Source organism: Microvirga flocculans ATCC BAA-817 (assembly GCF_000518665.1).
In the GTDB taxonomy this organism is placed as follows: Bacteria; Pseudomonadota; Alphaproteobacteria; order Rhizobiales; family Beijerinckiaceae; genus Microvirga; species Microvirga flocculans.
This window is the reverse complement of record NZ_KI912469.1, coordinates 170,120-185,609: the sequence shown is the minus strand read 5'-3', so window position 1 is coordinate 185,609 and position 15,490 is coordinate 170,120. Positions and strand designations below refer to the sequence as shown.

The 15,490-nt window shown below is 66.0% G+C and carries 13 protein-coding genes and 1 pseudogene; 5 read left to right on the top strand and 9 right to left on the bottom strand.

Translation table 11 applies throughout. From position 1 onward, the window contains the following. Position 1: 1 nt before the first annotated feature. The 3 genes and pseudogenes from L879_RS22375 to L879_RS0119015 all read right to left on the bottom strand — a co-directional run bounded on the left by L879_RS22375 (position 2) and on the right by L879_RS0119015 (position 4,236). Positions 2–1,169 (bottom strand): annotated as a pseudogene (locus tag L879_RS22375) (ABC transporter ATP-binding protein). A gap of 255 nt (positions 1,170–1,424) precedes the next feature. Then, positions 1,425–3,023 carry a DHA2 family efflux MFS transporter permease subunit gene (locus L879_RS0119020; protein WP_027317478.1) on the bottom strand — a complete coding sequence of 533 codons (1,599 nt, stop codon included), beginning with the start codon at positions 3,021–3,023 and terminating at the stop codon, positions 1,425–1,427. Positions 3,024–3,042: 19 nt separating this feature from the next. Beyond that, positions 3,043–4,236: an HlyD family secretion protein gene (locus L879_RS0119015; RefSeq protein ID WP_027317477.1), complete on the bottom strand. Its 1,194-nt coding sequence runs from the start codon at positions 4,234–4,236 to the stop codon at positions 3,043–3,045. A gap of 143 nt (positions 4,237–4,379) precedes the next feature. Here L879_RS0119015 and L879_RS0119010 point away from each other — a divergent pair, with 143 nt between their 5' ends. Both L879_RS0119010 and L879_RS0119005 read left to right on the top strand, forming a co-directional pair. Then, complete coding sequence (locus tag L879_RS0119010; RefSeq protein WP_035460187.1) at positions 4,380–5,060, top strand: TetR/AcrR family transcriptional regulator; 681 nt, start codon at positions 4,380–4,382, stop codon at positions 5,058–5,060. 76 nt (positions 5,061–5,136) lie between these two features. Continuing rightward, positions 5,137–6,051 carry a DMT family transporter gene (locus tag L879_RS0119005; protein WP_027317475.1) on the top strand — a complete coding sequence of 305 codons (915 nt, stop codon included), beginning with the start codon at positions 5,137–5,139 and terminating at the stop codon, positions 6,049–6,051. A gap of 9 nt (positions 6,052–6,060) precedes the next feature. On the opposite strand, the gene L879_RS0119000 is transcribed toward L879_RS0119005, so the two are convergent. Next, positions 6,061–6,747, bottom strand: coding sequence for a Crp/Fnr family transcriptional regulator (locus L879_RS0119000; RefSeq protein WP_027317474.1), 687 nt, complete (start codon positions 6,745–6,747; stop codon positions 6,061–6,063). A 297-nt stretch (positions 6,748–7,044) separates the two neighbouring features. Here L879_RS0119000 and L879_RS0118995 point away from each other — a divergent pair, with 297 nt between their 5' ends. Both L879_RS0118995 and L879_RS24530 read left to right on the top strand, forming a co-directional pair. Beyond that, positions 7,045–8,922 (top strand): ABC-F family ATP-binding cassette domain-containing protein, encoded by a 1,878-nt coding sequence (locus L879_RS0118995; RefSeq protein ID WP_027317473.1) that lies wholly within the window; start codon positions 7,045–7,047, stop codon positions 8,920–8,922. A 268-nt stretch (positions 8,923–9,190) separates the two neighbouring features. Next, a complete protein-coding gene (locus tag L879_RS24530) occupies positions 9,191–9,940 on the top strand; it encodes a calcium-binding protein (RefSeq protein ID WP_051435446.1) in 750 nt (249 codons plus the stop codon). Between the two features lie 96 nt (positions 9,941–10,036). Here L879_RS24530 and L879_RS0118985 read toward each other — a convergent pair whose 3' ends face one another. From L879_RS0118985 to L879_RS0118970, 5 genes are all read right to left on the bottom strand, one after another. After that, on the bottom strand, positions 10,037–10,414 hold the full coding sequence (locus tag L879_RS0118985) for a hypothetical protein (RefSeq protein WP_035460240.1): 378 nt from the start codon (positions 10,412–10,414) through the stop codon (positions 10,037–10,039). Beyond that, entirely contained in the window at positions 10,414–10,812 is a 399-nt protein-coding gene (locus tag L879_RS24405; protein WP_245265269.1) for a hypothetical protein, read from the bottom strand. The genes L879_RS0118985 and L879_RS24405 overlap by 1 nt, the downstream gene beginning before the upstream one ends. Beyond that, positions 10,809–11,963, bottom strand: coding sequence for a S10 family serine carboxypeptidase-like protein (locus L879_RS22365; RefSeq protein ID WP_245265268.1), 1,155 nt, complete (start codon positions 11,961–11,963; stop codon positions 10,809–10,811). Before L879_RS22365 ends, L879_RS24405 begins: the two co-directional genes overlap by 4 nt. A gap of 104 nt (positions 11,964–12,067) precedes the next feature. Further along, the gene (locus L879_RS0118975; RefSeq protein WP_027317471.1) at positions 12,068–12,520 is read right to left on the bottom strand and encodes a DNA polymerase III subunit chi; all 453 of its coding nucleotides are present in this window, start codon (positions 12,518–12,520) and stop codon (positions 12,068–12,070) included. A gap of 112 nt (positions 12,521–12,632) precedes the next feature. Further along, entirely contained in the window at positions 12,633–14,126 is a 1,494-nt protein-coding gene (locus L879_RS0118970) for a leucyl aminopeptidase (protein ID WP_027317470.1), read from the bottom strand. Positions 14,127–14,327: 201 nt separating this feature from the next. Between L879_RS0118970 and lptF the strand changes: the two genes are divergently transcribed. Then, positions 14,328–15,488, top strand: coding sequence for an LPS export ABC transporter permease LptF (lptF, locus tag L879_RS0118965; RefSeq protein WP_027317469.1), 1,161 nt, complete (start codon positions 14,328–14,330; stop codon positions 15,486–15,488). The last annotated feature ends 2 nt before the right edge of the window (positions 15,489–15,490 follow it).

Below are 15,490 nucleotides of genomic sequence, written 5' to 3'. Positions count from 1 at the left end.
GCTATTCCGCCAGGATCACTGCCGCATCCGGCGCGAAGGTGACGTAGACCTGCTCGTCCCAGTCGATGGGATTCTCCACGAAGCGCGAGGCATTGGCACGGGTGACGCGCACGATCTCGCCGGTGGCGAGCTTCACGCGATAGACGGTCCAGTCGCCGAGATAGCCGATGTCCCAGACCTCGCCGGTAAGCACGTTGATGGCGCCGGGGCCCGGCGGGTCGCGCTGGATGACCATCTTCTCGGGGCGGACGGCGATGGCGACGGCCTGGCCGGAATGCAGCACCTCGTCGGGATCATCGATGGTCAGCGGCACGTCGGCGGAGGCGGTCTTCACGCGCCAGAGACCGTTCTCCTGGCCCATCACATGACCTTCCAGGATGTTCACGTCGCCGACGAATTCCGCGATGAAGCGGGTCTTGGGCTGCTCGTAGATCTCGCCCGGCGTGGCGACCTGCACGATCCGGCCATGGTCCATGACCGCGATGCGGTCGGCCATGGTCATCGCCTCCTCCTGATCGTGGGTGACGACCACGAAGGTCATGCCGAGCTCGTGCTGGATGTCCATGAGCTCGAACTGGGTCTCCTCGCGCAGCTTCTTGTCCAGGGCGCCGAGGGGCTCGTCGAGGAGAAGCACCTTCGGCTTCTTGGCGAGCGCGCGGGCGAGCGCCACGCGCTGGCGCTGGCCGCCGGAGAGCTGGCTCGGATAGCGCTTGGCGAGCTTTTCGAGCTGGACGAGGCGCAGCATCTCGCCGACCCGGTCCGCGATCTGGTCCTTCGGCATTCCGTCCTGCTTCAGTCCGAAGGCTATGTTCTTCTCCACGCTCATGTGCGGGAAGAGCGCGTAGGACTGGAACATCATGTTCACGGGGCGGCGGTAAGGCGGCACGCCCGCGAGATTCTGCCCCGCGAGGGTGATCGTGCCCTCTGTCGGCATCTCGAAGCCGGCGAGCATGCGCATGAGGGTCGTCTTGCCGCAGCCGGAGGGGCCCAGCAGGCAGAAGAACTCGCCTTCGAAGATGTTCAGGGACAGGTGATCGACGGCGACGGCCTCACCGAACCGCTTCGTGACGTTCTCGACACGGATGAGCGGCACGGCGCCGGGATCGGACCAGGGGGGCGAAGGAGCGGCGAACGGCGCCGACGGAAGCGGGTTTTCGGGGAGGAGGCAATTTGACTGCACTTCACCAGAAAGGGACAAACTGCCGGGCAACCTAGGATGTTCAGGCCGCAAGAACAACTGCCTGCGCCATGGTTTCCCCATGCTGCAAAACGTCCGGGCTCCGGCCCTTTCTCCAGCCGTCTCCCGGCCGGCCCCGGTTGCGTTCGCCCCGATCGGGAAAACGGTCCATGGCCGGTCCGTGCCAGGGGGAAGACGCCGCCCCTCCCCCAGCGGCAGGAACCTGCGAACGCAGCGCGTCGGCGGCTCAGTGCCCGCCCGCGCCCGCCCCAGCCGCGCGGGGCTTCTTGATGAAGGGCAAGGCGAGGGTGAGGCCCAGGAAGAGGACGGTCAGGAGCAGGAAGACATCGGCGAAGGACATGACCATCGCCTCCTTCCGCACCATGTTGGACATGGTCTTGACCGCGGCCGCCCCGGCATCGGAACCGAGAGAATGGAACTTCAGGGTCATGGAGTTCAGTGTCTCGACCGCCGTCGAGCGCCCCCAGTTCACGCTCTCGCGCAGCCGCTGGAGATGCAGGTCCGTCCGGTTGTTGAGCACCGTGTTGATGAGCGCCAGGCCGACCGCGCCACCCAGGTTGCGGGTGAGGTTGTAGAGGCCGGACGCGTTCTTGATCCGCTCCGGCGGCAGGGTGCCGAGGGCGATGTTGTTGATCGGCACCATGCAGATCATGAGGCCGACGCCGCGGAAGACCTGCGGCAGCAAAAGCTCCCAGAAGTCCCAGTCCTTCGTCAGCCCGCTCATCATGAAGGTCCCGACGGCGAAGGCGACAAAGCCGATCCCCATCATGACCCGCAGATCCATCTTGCGGGAGAGGAAGCCCGCCACCGGAGCCATGAGGAACATGGTCGCGCCCGACACGAACATGGTCTCGCCGATCTGCAGGGACGAGTAGCCCCGCACGCGGCCGAGATAGACCGGGTAGAGATAGGTGAGCCCGTAGAGCCCGATGCCCATGACGAAACTGAAGGACGAGCCTGCCAGGAAGTTGCGGTCGGAGAAGGCCCTCAGATCCACGATCGGCTGCTTGGCGGTGAAGGCCCGGTAGAAGAACCCGACCGCGCCGACGGCGCAGACGATGGTGAGGATCAGCACCGCCTCGTCCTGGAACCAGTCGTTCAGGGGCCCTTCCTCGAGGACGTATTCGAGGCTGCCGAGGAAGGCGGCCATGAAGCCGAGGCCCGCCCAGTCGAAGCTGTTGAAGAGATCGAGGTTGGGTTCGTCGAAATCCACCAGGAGATAGGTGGACACCGTGACGAAGATTCCGGGAACGATGTTCACGAGGAACAGCCAGTGCCAGGAGAACAGGTCGGTCAGATAGCCGCCGAGCGTCGGGCCGATGGTCGGCGCGAGCGTCGCCACGAGGCCGATAATCGGCGAGATCACCGGCCGCTTCTCCGGCGGGAAGATCGTGAAGGCCGAGGCGAAGACGGTCGGGATCATGCCGCCGCCGATGAAGCCCTGCAGCGCGCGATAGACGATCATCTGATCGATGTTGGTGGCCGTCGCGCACAGGAAGCTCATGAGCGTGAAGCCGCCCGCGGAAATCACGAACATCCAGCGCGTGGAGAGCACGCGCGACAGGGTGCCGGAGAGCGGGATCATGATCACTTCCGCGATCAGGTAGCTCGTCTGCACCCAGGAGATCTCATCGGACGAGGCGGACAGGCCGGCCTGGATCTCGGCCAGCGAGGCGGACACGATCTGGATGTCCAGGATCGCCATGAACATGCCGAAGACCATGCAGAAGAACGCGAAGGTCCGGCGGCCGCTCACGGGCGCCGGCTTCGCGGCTGGCATGGCGGCCCCTTTCGGCCCGCTCGGGATGGCGGCGGTTGCGGCCATGGGTCCTGACTCTTCGTCCCTACTTCTTGAGGCTGGCCGTCTTCTCGGGCTCGGCGGAGGTGCGTGTGTCCACGTCGACGACCACGGAGAGGCCCGGCCTCAGAATGCCCTGCCGGGCGACCTCGGGGCTCACGGCGACGCGGACGGGCACGCGCTGAACGATCTTCGTGAAGTTGCCCGTGGCGTTCTCCGGCGGCAGCAGGCTGAAGACGGCGCCAGAGGCGGGCGAGACGCTCTCCACCGTGCCGGAGATGTCCGCATCGGGGAAGGCATCGACCTCGATCTTGACCTTCTGGCCCACCTTCAGGGAGGCGAGCTGCGTCTCCTTGAAATTCGCGTCCACATGCACGCTGCCGAGCGGCACGAGAGCGGCGAGCCGCGCGCCGGGCTGCACATAGGTGCCGACCTCGATGGCCTTGTTGCCGATCACGCCGTCGGCGGGAGCGCGAATTTCCGTGAAGGAGAGATCGCGCTCGGCCTTCTCGACGGAGGTCTGCAGCTCGGCAGCGACGCGGCGCGCCTCGTTCCGCTGCGCTTCGAGCACGTCCACATTCGCCTTGGCCGCGGCAAGAGCGGCCTGGGCGCTCTTCACGCCTGCATCGGCCTGGTCGCGGGCCGCCTTGGCATTCTCGAGCGCGGCGCGGCTCGTGAAGTCGGAGCGGGCAAGCTGCTGCTGGCGGGAATAATCGCTCTCGGCGCGCTCGAACGCGGCCTGGGCCGACGCGATCTGCGCATCCGCCTGGGCCACGGAGGCGTGACCCGCCTCGATCTGGCGGCCGATCCGCTCGATGGCGCTCTGCTGCGTCGCCAGCTTGTCCCTGGCCGACTGGAGAGCGAACCGGTAATCGCCGTCGTCGATCTTGGCGATCAGGTCGCCCGCCTTCACGCTCTGGTTGCTGGATACGGCGACGGACTGAACATAGCCGGAAACTTTCGCCGACAGGATCGTGATATCCGCCTGCACATAGGCGTCCTCGGTCGAAACCATGAAGCGGCCGTCGGTCCACCATTCGTGGCCCTCATAGGCGCCGAAGGCGAGCGCGGCCGCCACGACTGACAGCATCACGGGCTTCCTGCCCGGTCCCTTCTTCGCCTTGGGCGATGCCGCGGGCGGCGCCTTCTGCTCCGCCTGGGACGCAGGAGCATCCTGCCCGCCCCGAGCGGCCTCGCCGCCACTTTTCGCCCCCTGCTCGAATTCTTCCCGGTAAGCCATGCGAACCTCTGCAAACCGCCCATAAGCCCCTTGAGACTGAAAGGGTTGGGCTATAGCGACGGTCTTGATCTCATCGAATTGCCTGCCATATATGAGTTGACCGAACCGTTCGGTCAATAGCGGGAAGGGAAATAATAGTCACTATGAGCGCCGTGCATGAGAGCGCCCCGCAGGAAGCCTTCAAGGAGGCCCCTGCCCCGGACGCAGAGGACAACGCCGAAAGCGCCAAGCGCCGCCAGATCCTGGAAGGCGCCCGCAAGGTCTTCCTGGCTGAGGGCTTCGACGGCGCCAGCATGGGCGAGATCGCCAAGGTGGCCGGCGTCTCCAAGGGCACGCTCTACGTCTATTTCGACAGCAAGGAGAGCCTCTTCGAAGCCCTGACGACGGAAGAGAAACAGGGGCTGGCCGAGGTCCTGTTCAAGCTCGACGCCGATGACCCCGACGTTCGCGGCGTCCTGCGGAAGCTCGGCCTCAGCTACCTGAGCCGCATGGGCACGCCCGAGCACATTTCCTCGATCCGGATGGTCATCGGCGCGGCGGAGAAGTTCCCGCGCCTGGGGCAGTCCTTCTACGAGGCCGGTCCGTGCCAGGGCATCGCCCGGCTCAGCGCCTATTTCGACCGTCAGGTCGAGGCGGGCAGGCTCGTCATCGAGGATACCGGTGTCGCCTCCCAGCACTTCCTCGATCTCTGCGTTTCCGGCATGCTGCGCCGCCTGCTCTTCTCCGTCGGCCCGCCTCCGACCGAGGACCAGATCCAGAGGAACGTCGAGAACGCGCTGCGCGTCTTCTTCGCAGCCTACGGGCCCAACGCGCCGAGAGAGTAAGCCCGTTTCCAGGGGCGCGCTTTCCTGCCGACGTGCCCGTGAGTAGGGTACCGGAACAGGCTGGGACGGGACGGGAATGGAACGGCAGGGCTCCGAGGCGGGGAAAATTGCGGCTTTCGCACTGATGGCACTCGTCTGGGGCCTGACATGGCTGCCGATGAAGATCGCCTCCGAAGCCGTCCCGCCGATCTTTCTGGCGGCAATCCGCTTCATGCTCGCCGGGTTCTGTTATTTCGCCTTCATCCTCGCCAAGGGGCTGCCTCTCGGTATGACGCAGCCGGGCCGGGTGATCGTGGCTTCCCTTCTCATCACCACGGGCTGCTACAGCTTTCTCTTCTGGGGCGTTGCGCGCGCGCCGACCGGCCTGTCCTCCATCGTCAATCTGTCCCTGATGCCGATCCTCCTGATCGTCGTCGCGGCCTTCTACGGACAGGAGCGGATCACGCTGCGCCGGGTCATGGCGATCGGGCTCGGCATCCTGGGCCTCGTGATGCTCTTCTCCGGCCGGGCAGGCACGACCGGAAGCGATGCGATTCTCGGCCTCGGAGCCGTCGCGGTGGCAACGCTCAGCTACGCCTGGGGATCGGTGGTGAGCCGCCCGCTCATGCGGGAGATGCACCCGATCAGCCTCGCTTTCTGGGAGACCGCCATCGGCGCGCTCGGCCTCGTTCCGGCTTCGCTCATGATGGAAGGATATGACCCGGCCCGTTTCGTCGGGCTCGCGGACCCACGGGCGCTCGTCGGCCTTGGCATCCTCGTCATCGGAGGCTCGCTCGGCGGCTTCTCGATCTATCTCTGGCTGGTGCGCGACTGGGGCGCCTTCCGCGCCGGGCTCTACTCGTTCGTGAGCCCCGTCGTCGCAGTGACGGTCGGCATCGCCTTCGCCAACGAGGCTTTCGGCTGGCCCGAGGCGCTCGGTATGGGCGTGATGCTCGCCGCCACGGCGCTGGCCCTCACTGAAGACAGGCTACCCTCGCGCAGAGCGGGTTGAGCGCCCCGCTCAGTGATCCGTGCGCAAGGCCTCGACCACGCGGGCCTTGAGCACTTCCGGACGGCGGAGAATCAGGGCGCCCCTCGTGCGCTCGATCAGGCCCTCCTGCGTCAGCATCGTGAACTCGCGCGTGATCTGCTCGCGGCGGCAGCCGATGCGGGCGGCGACGATGTGATGGAAGGGCGGCGGCGTGATCACCCGCTCGCCCGACTTGTCCTGACGCGGCGTCGACAGGCGCAGGAGTTCCGAATAGAGCCGGTGCCGGAGGTCGAGCACCGTCTGCTCCATGAAGCGGGCGTTCAGCTCGCGGATGCGCGAAGCCATGAGGCAGAAGAGGCGCTCGGCCACCGGTTGATGGGAGAAGAGCAGCTCCTTGAAGACGGAGGCCGGCATCACGCAGGCTTCGCCCCTGGTGAGCGCCGTGACGTTGGCGGAACGCGGCACGCCGTCGAGGGCGGCGAGTTCGCCGAACAGGTCGCCGGGCTTCATCTCGTAGAGGATCACCTCCTTGCCGGAGGCCGTGCGCATGAGCACGCGCACCTCGCCGGACAGGAGGAAATAGACGTCGGTCGACGGCTCGTCGAAGTCGACCAGGACCTCATCGGGATCGAAGCGTCGCCACTTGGCCCGCGCCTCGAACGGCGCAAGGTCGATCTCCAGCCCCTTGAACAGCTTGATCCCGGCGAGCCGCGCCATCGGTCCTCTCCCCCTGCATCTGACCCCCGGCTAAAGCATCGGACCCAAAAGTGGATTTGCACTTTTGGGAGCGATCCGATGCCTCCTTCCTTGATGAGCGCATCGTTGGGCGCAAAACCGGGTCCACTTTTGCGCACGATGCGCTATAGCACAGAATTCAGGGGGGCAGTATGGGCATGTGATCTATCCCTTTCTCAGGCCTCGACGATTCTGTCACGGGCGATTTCGGCTACCGGGCGCGCCTCCTGCACCCTTCAAGCACCTTGCCAGAGCCGCCATCCCGCGCCAAAAGGCGGCATGCTCCATGTCAACGACCTGACCTACCGCATCGGCGACCGGCTGATCCTCGACCGCGCCACCTTCAACCTGCCGGACGGCGCGAAGGTGGGGCTCGTGGGGCGCAACGGCGCGGGCAAGACCACCCTGTTCAAGATCATCCAGGGGGAGCTGGCCACCGAGAGCGGCACGGTCACCCTGCCCCGGGGCATGAAGATCGGCGCCGTGGCCCAGGAGGCTCCGGGCGGGCCCGAAACCCTGATCGAGGTGGTACTGGCCGCCGACAAGGAGCGCGCCGCCCTCCTCGCCGAGGCGGAGACCGCCGACGGCCTGCGGCGGGCCGAGATCGAGACGCGGCTCACCGATATCGGCGCGCATTCGGCCCCGGCCCGCGCGGCCGCCATTCTCCACGGCCTCGGCTTTGACGCCGAGGCGCAGAACCGGCCCTGCTCGGACTTCTCTGGCGGCTGGCGCATGCGCGTGGCGCTCGCCGCCGTGCTCTTCACCGAGCCCGACCTGCTGCTCCTCGACGAGCCGACGAACTATCTCGACCTCGAAGGCACGCTCTGGCTCTACGATTATCTCGGGCGCTATCCGCATACGGTGCTGATCATCAGCCACGACCGCGAGTTGCTGGACACCTGCGTCAACCACATCCTCCATCTCGACCGGGGCAAGCTCACGATCTATCGCGGCGGCTACACCTCGTTCGCCAGGCAATATGCGGAAAAGCGCGAGCTGACCGCCAAGATGGCGGCCAAGCAGGAGGCGGAGCGCAAGCATCTCCAGGCCTTCGTCGACCGTTTCAAGGCCAAGGCCTCGAAGGCACGCCAGGCGCAGTCCCGGGTGAAGCGGCTCGCCAAGCTCGAACCCATCGCCACCATCGTGGAGGACGATGTTCTGCCCTTCAACCTGCCGGGACCCGAACGGCCCGCCGCGCCGCCGCTCGTCACCGTCGAGGGCGTGGCCGCGGGCTATGGCGAGCGCATCGTGCTCGACCGGCTGAACCTCACGATCTCGCCGGACGACCGGATCGCGCTCCTGGGCTCCAACGGCAACGGCAAGTCCACCTTCTGCAAGCTCATCGGCGGCAAGCTCGCGCCCATGAAGGGCGAGATGCGCACGCCCGCCCGCATGGATGTTGCGTATTTCGCGCAGCACCAGCTCGACGAGCTGAATCCGAAGGCGACCGCCTACGACCACGTGGCCGAGCGGATGCCGGATGCGCCCGTCGCCAAGATCCGCGCCCGCACGGCGCAGATCGGCTTTCCCGGCGCGAAGGCGGACACGCCTGTCTCGGCGCTCTCCGGCGGCGAGAAGGCGCGCCTGCTCATGGGGCTTGCGGCCTTCGAGGGCCCTCACCTGCTCATTCTCGACGAGCCGACGAACCACTTGGACATCGACAGCCGCACGGCGCTGATGGAGGCGATCAACGACTACACGGGCGCCGTCATCCTGGTGAGCCACGACCGCTTCCTGATCGAGGCCTGTGCCGACAGGCTCTGGATCGTCGGCAACGGCAGCGTGAAGCCCTTCGACGGCGACATGGACGATTACCGCCAGCTCGTTCTCTCGGGCGCGCTCGATCCGCAGAAACGCTCCGACAAGCCGCAGGCGGCCGCCGCCTCCAAGGTGGACGAGCGCCGCGCCGCCGCGGAGAGGCGCGCAGCCCTTGCGCCCCTGCGCAAGAAGCTGGAGGCGCTAGAAGCGCGGATGGCGAAACTCACCGACGCGATCGGCAAGGTGGACGCAGCGCTCGCCGACGGCACGGCCTTCCAGAAGGATCCGGCGAAGGCCACGGAGCTTTCCAGAATGCGCGCCGAGGCCGCTTCGACCCTGGCCTCCGTCGAGGAAGAATGGCTGCTGGTAAGCGGCGAGATCGAGGAAGCGGGCGCGTAGCTTTCCTGCCCTTCGAGCATGCCTCATCCGGGCGGGTCCGATGCCCGCCTGGATGAAGGCCTGCGTTTAGAAATCGTTCACCATATCCGCGTTTTGCAGGCCAATCTGCAGCTTTACGGCAGATGAATGGGCTATCCTGCCACCATTCAGCCGCGCTGCCCGATGATGACACTACGAGCGGTTAACCCACCTTGTGGCACAACCCGGCTTCGATTTTCCGGCGGGTCTCCTGCCGGTCTCAGTCACGATGAACGACGTGGAGGCACGAATGGCAAAAATTTACGGAACCGACTACGACGACGATATCGACGGCTTCTCCAGCTCGGACATCATCTACGGCTATGACGGCGACGATCTGATCTACGGATGGAGCGGCCACGACGACATCTATGGCAGCTACGGATACGACACGATCTATGGCGGCTACGGGGACGACTACCTGGACGGCGACTCAGGTGATGACGATCTCTACGGCGATGCCGGCCATGACACGATTTATGGCGGTTCCGGAAACGATCTGATGAGCGGCGGCTCGGACCACGACGACCTTTATGGCGGCACGGGTCAGGACGATATCTATGGCGGGTCAGGCCTCGATTATCTCGTGGGCGGCTCCGGCGACGACCTTCTCTCCGGCGGGACCGGACGCGATACGCTGAGCGGCGGCTCCGGAGAAGACTACTTCGTCTTCACGAAGGGCAGTTCGGGCCTCACGACCAGCACAGCCGACGTCATCACCGACTGGAACCGGTCCTACGACTATATCGACATGACGATCAAAGGGACGAAAAGCAATTACCGCGAGGTCATGACGGACGCGGCCTCCATTTCGACGGCCGCCTCCGATGCGGATTACCTGTACGGCGACACGAGCGTTAGGCACGTCTTCCTGTACAACCCCGATATCAATAAGGGCTTCCTGGTCTCAGACCTTAACGCCGACGGCCTGTTCGACACCGGTGTCGTGCTCAATAAGGCAGGCTCTGCTGCGGCCATGAGCTATCTCTACATCATCTGAGCGCGTCAGCCTCATCGACAAGCATGGCCGGGCTTCGTCCCGGCCATGTGCGTTTCAACAGCGCTTCTTTGCGAAGCGGATCCGGTTCGCCGCGCGTTACGGCTTCACGATCCGGTCGAGCCTGTTGTCCACGAAGAAATAGAGCTCTCGGCCGCCGGGCTCCGAATAGAGCACCTGCACCTCCCGCTGGCCCTTGCCGCTTTCGCCGACGAGCACATCGGTGGCGGGCTTGCCCTTCAGGCGCACGAGGTCGCATTCGGTGATGCCGGGCTCGATGGCGGTGGCCGTTCCGGCGGGAGTGCCCGTGCACTGCCCGTCCGGCCCGAGAACAGGACCCGCGATGGCCGGGCCTGCCGCCGTCATCGACGGCGCAGGCATGGCGACTGGTGGCGGCGCGGAACCCGTGCTGCTGCAGGCAGCCAGCATGGATGCCGCAAGGGCGACACTCGACAGAACTTTTGCACGCATCCCCATCAATCCCCGTTACCGGCCGCCCTCGCCCGCAGCGCGTCTTCAAAGAGCCGCTGCACATCGGCCCTGAAGGCCTGCCGCGACGCCTGCCGCGAATAGAACATATGGCCCCCTTCGTAAACAGAGAGCGCCACACGCTTCTGGGGACCCAGATCGGGCAACTGGTTCAAGAGGAGCTGGGACGTGAAATAGGGGGTCACCAGATCGGTGAAGCCGTGGGTCACGAGCACGCGCAACTTGCCGTCGAGGGAGAGCGCTTGCCGCAATTCCTCGAGGTTTTCCGGCCCGTTGCGCCCGCCCCAGCGCCATGCGCCGTTGATGGAGCCGTTGAGCAGATTGTAGCGTCCTTCCGCCTTGTAGTTCAGGGTCTGAGACAGGTGATGGACGACGGCGCTCGTCAAGGGGCCGTCATGCCGTCGAGCACCGGGTCCTCGAACCGCGAGACCTGGGCGTTGGGATTCGGGTCGGCGGTGGCGACGTTGGTATCGTAGGCGCTGACGACCTCGGCCGCGCCGCGCCGCAATTCCCGCTGGGCCGCGCCCATGTCGATGCGTCCGGCGAGACGCCGCGAGACGTCGGGGCCGAGCCCGCTCAGTTCCGCCACCCGCCGGCTGATGCGCTCCACGGCCTCCCTGTCCTGAAGACCGCGCATGAGATCTACGAGATACTCGCCCGAGGCATAGGCTTCCGCCTCCTTCAACGCCTCCCGCGAGACGGGGCCGCTGCGGGAGAGTTTCGTTGCCGCGAGAGACGGCAAGAGCGCCGCGCTGGCCCATGGCGCGCCGGTTCCCTGGTCGAGCCAGTCGAAATCCAGGACCGGCGAGATCAGCACCAGCCCGCTGAAGCCGACGCCCTGATCGCTCTGGAGCTTCTGCGCCAGAAGCGGCCCCCGGAAGCCGCCATAGCTCTCGCCCGCGAAGAATTTCGGCGAGACGAGGCGGTTCTTCTCCTTCAGCCAGCGCATGACGAAGGCGGCGAGCCCCTCGATATCGCCCTGGACGGAATAGAAGCGCTCGCGCACCTGATCGCCGCCGACCACGCGGCTGTAGCCCGTGCCGGGCGGATCGATGAACACGAGGTCGGTGAAATCGAGCCAGGTTTCCGCATTGGGCACGAGCGCCGGTGAGGTCGAGGGGCTGATCGTGGAACCGTCGAGGGGAAGAAGCCACGGCCCGATGGCGAGGAGATGCAGATACGCCGAGGACGCTCCCGGCCCTCCGTTCACGGCGAAGGTGACGGGCCGCGTCGCCGGATCGGCCCCGTCCTTCGCATAGGCCACGAACCCGATCTCGGCCTGGGGCGCTCCCTGCTGGTCCGTCAGCGTCAGATGGCCTGCGGTCGCGGTGAACTGAAGCGTCCGGCCCGAAAGCTGAAGCGTATGCCGCGTCACCGATTCCGGCGGAAGCGGCTGCGCCTCCCGTGACTCGGGGCGGGGCCTGCGGGCCTCCTGCTGCTGCCCCTGGGGCTGCTGCTCCTGCGCGAACGCGACGGGAGACATCGCGAGGGACAGGGCAAGAGCCGCATGAAGGGCGAGGCGCAACGGTCGAATCATGAAAGCATCCTTATGGCCCGGCTGAAACTGGAGGAAACGGCCTCCATTGCAAGCGCCTGGGGGATGACGACTTCGTGTTCGGCCTGCGATCCGCGATGCCTCCCTCACGCCTTGCGCTGCCAGCGCCCCCGCTCGTCCTGCTGCCAGTAGGTCGCGTCGTGGCCGCCTGCCTTCACGGCGCGCCACTGGTCGCGGGCCAGGGCGAGCGCCTCGGCGTCGTTGCCGTCGAACAGAAGCGCGAGCCGCTCATAGGCCGTGATGTCCTCGGGCAGGTCGGCGCCCTCCACGAGAAAGCGGATCGACGCGCCGTTGGGATTGGCGCCCGACAGGGTCAGCAGAACGGGCTGGTCGGCCGCATGGGCCTCGCGGTCGGTGCCGTGCGGCAGGAAGCTCTCGTCCGAGAATGTCCAAAGATGATCGTCGAGGGCGGCCATGCGCTCCTCGGTCGTGGCCTGCACCACCGCCCGCCAGCCCCGCTCCAGCGTCTTCTGCAGGAGCGTGGGCAGCACGGCCTCGAGGGGCTGATGCTGAAGATGGTAGAAAAGAACCTCGGTCATACCCGCATCGCCATCCCGGACGGAGCGCAGCGCAGATCGGGGATCGGGCGCTGCGCTCGTAAGCCATCCCGGATTCCGCCGACGCGGCCCCGGGATGGCAGTGCTTTGGCGCTCACGCCTCGTAGTGATCGCGCACGAGACGGTCGAGGAGGCGCACGCCCCAGCCCGAGCTCCAGCCCTTGTTGATCTCGGTCGCCGGCGAGCCCATGGCGGTGCCCGCGATGTCGAGATGGGCCCAGGGCACGTCGTTGACGAAGCGCTGGAGAAGCGCCGCCGCCGTGCTCGATCCGCCGAAGCGCCCTGCGGAGTTCTTCATGTCCGCGAACTTGGAATCGATCATCTTGTCGAATTCGGGCCCCAGCGGCATGCGCCAGACGCGTTCCCCGGTCGCCTTGCCGGCGGCGGCGAGGCGTTCGGCCAGTTCGTCATTGTTCGAGAACAGGCCCGCATATTCCTGCGCCAGGGCCACGAGGATCGCGCCCGTGAGGGTCGCCAGGTCGACCATGAACTTGGGCTTGAAGCGGTCCTGCACGTACCAGAGCACATCGGCCAGCACGAGGCGGCCCTCGGCGTCCGTGTTGATGATCTCGATGGTCTGGCCCGACATGGTGGTCACGATGTCGCCGGGCCGCTGGGCATTGCCGTCCGGCATGTTCTCCACGAGGCCGATGGCGCCCACGACGTTGGCCTTGGCCTTGCGGCTGGCGAGCGCATGCATGAGGCCGACCACGCAGGCCGCGCCCGCCATGTCGCCCTTCATGTCCTCCATGCCGGCGCCCGGCTTGATCGAGATGCCGCCCGAATCGAACACCACGCCCTTGCCGATGAAGGCGATGGGCTTGTCGTTCGCCTTGCCGCCGTTCCAGCGCATGACGGCGACGCGCCCGCCCCGCACGGAGCCCTGCGCCACGCCGAGCAGGGCGTTCATGCCGAGCTTCCTCATGGCCTTGTCGTCGAGAATCTCGACTTCGACGCCGAGCTTGGTCAGGGCCTGGGCGCGGGCGGCGAATTCCTGGGGGCCGAGCACGTTCGGCGGCTCGTTCACGAGATCGCGGGCGATGATGACGCCCTGCTGCACGCCCTCGCGGGACTTGTAGGCCTTCTTGGCGGCGGCGGGATCCGCCACGCTGAAGACGAGCCGCCCGCCCTTCCTGCTCTCGTCCTCGTCCTTCTTCTTGGTCTTGTAGCGGTCGAAGCTGTAGCGGCGCAGCTGGGCGCCGAGCGCCATATCGGCGACCGCATCGGGCGAGACCTCGATGCCGGGCAGATCCAGCATCACGGTCACGTCCTTGCCGTTCGCCTTTCCGGCGATCAGGCCGCCCAGCTGGACGAAATCGACGTCCTTGCGGTCCTTCTCGCCGCCGAGGCCGATCACGATCAGCCTGTCGACGGAGAGGCCTGCGGGGACGACGATCGACAGGGCCGTCTTCGCCTTGCCCTTGAAGGCTTCGGCAGAAGCCGCCTTGGCAACGAGATCGACGGTTTTCGGGCCGAGCAGCTTGGCGACGGCGGGCGTGGGCTTGAGATTGTCCCCGACGAATACGATGAGATCGCCAGTCTCGACTTTGCCATGGGCCTGAAAGTCGATCTTGAAGCTATCGGCCATGAATTCCTCTTCGATTGATGCAATGCCCGGTCTTGCAGCCGGCTGCGACGCTGACGTCTGGGACATATATCATATAGACGGCGAGGGCACGGGAAAGCTGCCGTGAAATCGGCGCAATCCCAGGCTGTTGAAAACGGCCGTCTTGCCTGGGATGGCGTGACAAGGTACCCAGGGCTGTACCGCCCCGGGGCGAAGGGCTTCATGACTCTTATCGAACGCTACATTCTCAAGATCAATTTCAACGCCTTCGCTGCCTGTCTGGTCGCCCTCACGGGCGTGATCTGGATCACGCAGGCCCTGCGGGAGCTCGATCTGCTGACCGGCAAGGGCCAGACCCTCGTGATCTTCTTCACGGTCACGGGCCTGTCCCTCCCCGCCCTGATCAGCGTGATCGCGCCCGTCGCCCTGTTTCTCGCCACGCTCTACACCCTCAACAAGCTCAACGGCGATTCCGAGCTGATCGTCATGAGCGCCGGAGGCATGCCGCCGCGGCGCCTGCTGCGGCCTTTCATGGCCCTGGCCGCCTTCGTCTGCGTCATCGTCGGCATGATTTCGCTCTACCTGATGCCGGCGAGCCTTCAGGAGCTGCGCCAGCTTTTCACCAAGATCCGGGCCGATTTCGTGGGAACCATGGCCAAGGAGGGCCAGTTCATCACCCTGGAGAACGGCATCACCTTCCATTACCGGGAGCGCCAGGGCGACGCCTTGCTCGGGATCTTCATGGAGGATCTGCGGGATAAGGACAAAGCCATCGTCTATCTCGCCGAGCGCGGGCAGACTGTGGAACAGGGCGGGAACGCCTATCTCGTGCTTCAAAAGGGCAGCGTTCAGCGCAAAGAGCCGAACAGCCGCGATTCCTCCATTGTGGCCTTCGAGCGCTATGCGGTCGACCTGTCCGCCTTCAGCAAGGAAGGGGGCGATGTCGTCTACAAGCCCCGCGAGCGGAGCACGACCCAACTCCTCTTCCCCGACAAGAACGAGTTTCTCTATCAGGAGCAGCGCGGCCGCTTCCGGGCCGAGCTGCACGACCGGCTGTCCTCCTGGCTCTATCCTCTCGTCATGATGCTGATCGCCTTCGTCGCCCTGGGCGAAGCCCGCACGACCCGTCAGGGGCGCGGCCTTGCCATCGCAGGCGCCGTCGTGGCGGTCGTGCTCCTGCGCATCCTCGGCTTCGCAGCCTCGAGCGCCGTCGCCAGGACGCAGGCGGCCGTCCCCATGGTCTATGGGGTGCCCCTGGGCGGCATTGTCATCTGCCTTCTGATGATCTTCAAAGGACAGGCCATGGGGTCCTTCCAGACCAGGCTCCTGAGGGCGTTCCGCAACCGGTCGCCCCGAAGCGCCCCAGCACCTCAGAAGGCCTGACC

Excerpts from the sequence above, each read along its gene's own strand:
- L879_RS0118975 (WP_027317471.1), bottom strand. The coding sequence starts at position 12,520 with ATGACCGAGGTTCTTTTCTACCATCTTCAGCATCAGCCCCTCGAGGCC.
- L879_RS0119000 (WP_027317474.1), bottom strand. The coding sequence starts at position 6,747 with ATGGCGCGGCTCGCCGGGATCAAGCTGTTCAAGGGGCTGGAGATCGAC.
- L879_RS0118970 (WP_027317470.1), bottom strand. The coding sequence starts at position 14,126 with ATGGCCGATAGCTTCAAGATCGACTTTCAGGCCCATGGCAAAGTCGAG.
- L879_RS0119010 (WP_035460187.1), top strand. The coding sequence starts at position 4,380 with ATGAGCGCCGTGCATGAGAGCGCCCCGCAGGAAGCCTTCAAGGAGGCC.
- L879_RS0119020 (WP_027317478.1), bottom strand. The coding sequence starts at position 3,023 with ATGGCCGCAACCGCCGCCATCCCGAGCGGGCCGAAAGGGGCCGCCATG.
- L879_RS22365 (WP_245265268.1), bottom strand. The coding sequence starts at position 11,963 with ATGATTCGACCGTTGCGCCTCGCCCTTCATGCGGCTCTTGCCCTGTCC.
- lptF (WP_027317469.1), top strand. The coding sequence starts at position 14,328 with ATGACTCTTATCGAACGCTACATTCTCAAGATCAATTTCAACGCCTTC.
- L879_RS0118995 (WP_027317473.1), top strand. The coding sequence starts at position 7,045 with ATGCTCCATGTCAACGACCTGACCTACCGCATCGGCGACCGGCTGATC.
- L879_RS0119015 (WP_027317477.1), bottom strand. The coding sequence starts at position 4,236 with ATGGCTTACCGGGAAGAATTCGAGCAGGGGGCGAAAAGTGGCGGCGAG.
- L879_RS0118985 (WP_035460240.1), bottom strand. The coding sequence starts at position 10,414 with ATGGGGATGCGTGCAAAAGTTCTGTCGAGTGTCGCCCTTGCGGCATCC.
- L879_RS0119005 (WP_027317475.1), top strand. The coding sequence starts at position 5,137 with ATGGAACGGCAGGGCTCCGAGGCGGGGAAAATTGCGGCTTTCGCACTG.
- L879_RS24530 (WP_051435446.1), top strand. The coding sequence starts at position 9,191 with ATGGCAAAAATTTACGGAACCGACTACGACGACGATATCGACGGCTTC.